Raw genomic sequence first — 2,764 nt, forward strand, 5'->3', positions numbered from 1 at the left:
CCACCCCACCGCCCCCTGGAGCCGGTGTGATCCCAGCCGCAGGGCGGCACGTCCACACCTCCTCTGAGTGAACCGCACCACCCTCGGGCCGGTGCGGCCGTACCGGCCCACGTGCGTTCGTCTAGCACGGGACACCACGGAGATGCCCGATCAGCCCGACGGGGCCTGACCGGCACGTCGGACCGGGCAGGGTTGCGCGATGCTGACGAAGTATCGTGGTACACCGGCGCCGACGCCATCGCCGGTCGCTGTCATCCCGAGCGAAGCGAAGGATCTCGCGTGGGAGCCACCCGCGGCGGGGCGATCCGTCGACTGCGGCGGGGACGGCCGGCCGCCCCCAGGCTCCGCTCAGAATGATCGCAAGGGTGGAGCGGATTGCTGGCGGGGATGCTGGGGAATTCCGGAACAATCACCCGCCCCGCCCAGCGACCGGGCGGATCGCGTGCCTATCCGTCCCGCTAGCTATCGGTGTGGTTCATCAGGAGGGGCTGGGTGTTCCAGTAGGAGAGCAGCTCCGCGATGAGGTTCCGGAGCTGGTTGTCGCTCATCCGGCTGCTAACCGGCCGGACCCCCTCGAACGGAAGCGCCGCAAACTTCTCCTTGCTGGCGCTGGAGCGGACATCGGTGCGCCAGCCGATGATGTTGATCTGGGCGAAGACGGTCTCACCGTCGGTCATGATGTAGAGCCCGTAGCCGGGATCCAGGTGGATGCCGAAGTAGCCGCCCTCGTCGACGCTGTCGACGACGATCGGGTATCCCGGCTCGACGCGCCAGGCGTACTCCTGTGCCACCGCCTCGAACATCGGGAGCATGCGCGCCCGCAGCGCCTTCAGTTCCGCCAGCCCGGTCGACTCGCTCGTCTCCGCCTTGGTGCTGCCCGTCACCCGTCACTCCCCGCACTTGCTTGCCGGGCGCCACTCGCGCCCCGGCCGGCTCAGTCGCCGGTCGACTCGACCTCGTCAATTATGTGCGCAGCCGTGGCGCCCTGTCCATCCACGGCGCGGCGTGGCGTCCCGCTCGACGACAACCCGGTCAGCCGGAACCCCGCGCCGACGGCCGGACCCATCAGCAGCGCCGAGAGGATCGTCCCGACGCCGAAGTGGCCCCCGAGCACGATGCCGATCACGACGGCGGCCGATTCGACGAGCCAGCGGACGACGCCGACGGACAGCCCGGTGATCCGGATCAGCGCCAGGTTGAAGCTATCCCGCGGCCCGGCGCCGAATCCGGCTCGGATATAGATCCCCGTGGCGATCCCGAGCACGCCAACTGAGGCCAGCAGCATCGCGACCCGTGCCGGATAGGCCTGCGCCAGCGGCACCCACCCGCTCGCCAGGATGAGGTCCATGAACAGCCCGACCAGGTACATGTTCAGTACGGTTCCGATGCCCGGCCGCACGCCGACCAGCCAGCTCGCCGCGATCATGATGAAGCCCACGATCTGGCTGGCCTGCCCGATCGTCAGCGGGGTGCGTCGCGCGATGCCGTCGTGGAAGACGGTCCAGGAATTCGCGCCGAGGTTGCTCTGTAGGCTCAGCACCAGTCCCAGCGCGAAGAGCGCCAGGCCGGCGATCAGGATCACGAAGTGGATCAGCCAGCGGTACCACTCATCGCGGGTCCAGCCACGCAGGTTGCGCAGTGGCGGCGGTGTGCTGAGCCGCGGCTTCCGCTTGCCCGCCGTCTCGCCCGCCCGGCGCGGGGTGCGGCTGATCCCACTCCTTGCCACTGCTGTCTCCACCGTCAGCCGCGCGGGGCGGCCGTGATCGCATCCGACATCCGGTCATGTCCGATATGGACACGCCGCCGAATATACCACCGAACCAGCCGGAGGATGCCGCTGCTGGAGACCAGATTACCGAGAGAGAGGCGGAAATTTGCAAAGGGGGCTAGCGTTTTGGGCCGAAGTGTGATAATGTTCAAAGTCGATGGCCAAGGTTTCAAAGCGCGTGTCCGCGGTGGCAGCGAGGGCCTGTCTCCGACTTATCTCGCCGAGAAAACCTGAGCCTCACCCAAAACCGGAGAGCCGCCATCGGGGCGGCAAAGCGAAACCAAGGAGATCTCGACGAGATGAGCTTCGCAGACAAGACCCTGACCTGCCGCGACTGCGGCACCGAGTTCGTGTTCACCGCCGGTGAGCAGCAGTTCTACGCTGAGAAGGGCTTCACCAACGAGCCCAGGCGCTGCCCGGCATGCCGGCGCGCGGCTAAGTCGGCCCGCGAGGGCGGCAACGGCGGCTACGGCAGCTACAGCGCCCGCCCGGAGCGCACCATGCACCCGGCGATCTGCAGCAACTGCGGCCAGGAGACCATGGTCCCGTTCGTTCCCCGGAACGACAAGCCGGTCTACTGCTCCGACTGCTTCCAGTCGATCCGCGAGCAGCGCAGCTACAGCCGCTACTAGACGGTAGAATGCAGCGCCGGGAACACCCGGCGCGCCCATCTAGCGACACACGCACCATCCGGTCCGCCCTCAACCGGATGGTGTTGTTGCCTCAAAGAACCCGGCTCGACCGCATTCCACGTCTAACTGGTCTACGCACGACACACGCGGGGCGGCCCGTGCCTTCGGGGGCGGGTGATGCGAGGATCCCGCCGCTCGGCGTGTGCCCGGGGGTGATGGAGTTTGACGAATTAACCATGGATACCTGCCAGCCCCCGCGACTCCCTGCGTGTCATCCTGAGCGGAGTCGGGGGCGGCGGGCCCCCCCCCCCCGCGCCGCGCCGGGCGGCCCCCCGGCGGGGGCGGGGCCCCCCCAGCCCCCCAG

At 68.4% G+C, this 2,764-nt stretch carries 3 protein-coding genes; 1 reads left to right on the forward strand and 2 read right to left on the reverse strand.

Annotated features, from left to right (window positions below):
• Positions 1 to 458 precede the first annotated feature (458 nt).
• Positions 459 to 884 (reverse strand): hypothetical protein, encoded by a 426-nt coding sequence (locus IRZ30_RS16865; protein WP_294086851.1) that lies wholly within the window; start codon positions 882 to 884, stop codon positions 459 to 461.
• 50 nt (positions 885 to 934) lie between these two features.
• Positions 935 to 1,726 carry a membrane protein gene (locus IRZ30_RS16870; protein ID WP_294086852.1) on the reverse strand — a complete coding sequence of 264 codons (792 nt, stop codon included), beginning with the start codon at positions 1,724 to 1,726 and terminating at the stop codon, positions 935 to 937.
• A 341-nt stretch (positions 1,727 to 2,067) separates the two neighbouring features.
• Between IRZ30_RS16870 and IRZ30_RS16875 the strand changes: the two genes are divergently transcribed.
• Positions 2,068 to 2,400 carry a zinc-ribbon domain containing protein gene (locus IRZ30_RS16875; RefSeq protein ID WP_294086853.1) on the forward strand — a complete coding sequence of 111 codons (333 nt, stop codon included), beginning with the start codon at positions 2,068 to 2,070 and terminating at the stop codon, positions 2,398 to 2,400.
• Positions 2,401 to 2,764 lie beyond the last annotated feature (364 nt).

Origin of the sequence: Sphaerobacter sp., from assembly GCF_019683595.1 — a bacterium.
Taxonomy (GTDB): domain Bacteria; phylum Chloroflexota; class Chloroflexia; order Thermomicrobiales; family Thermomicrobiaceae; genus Sphaerobacter.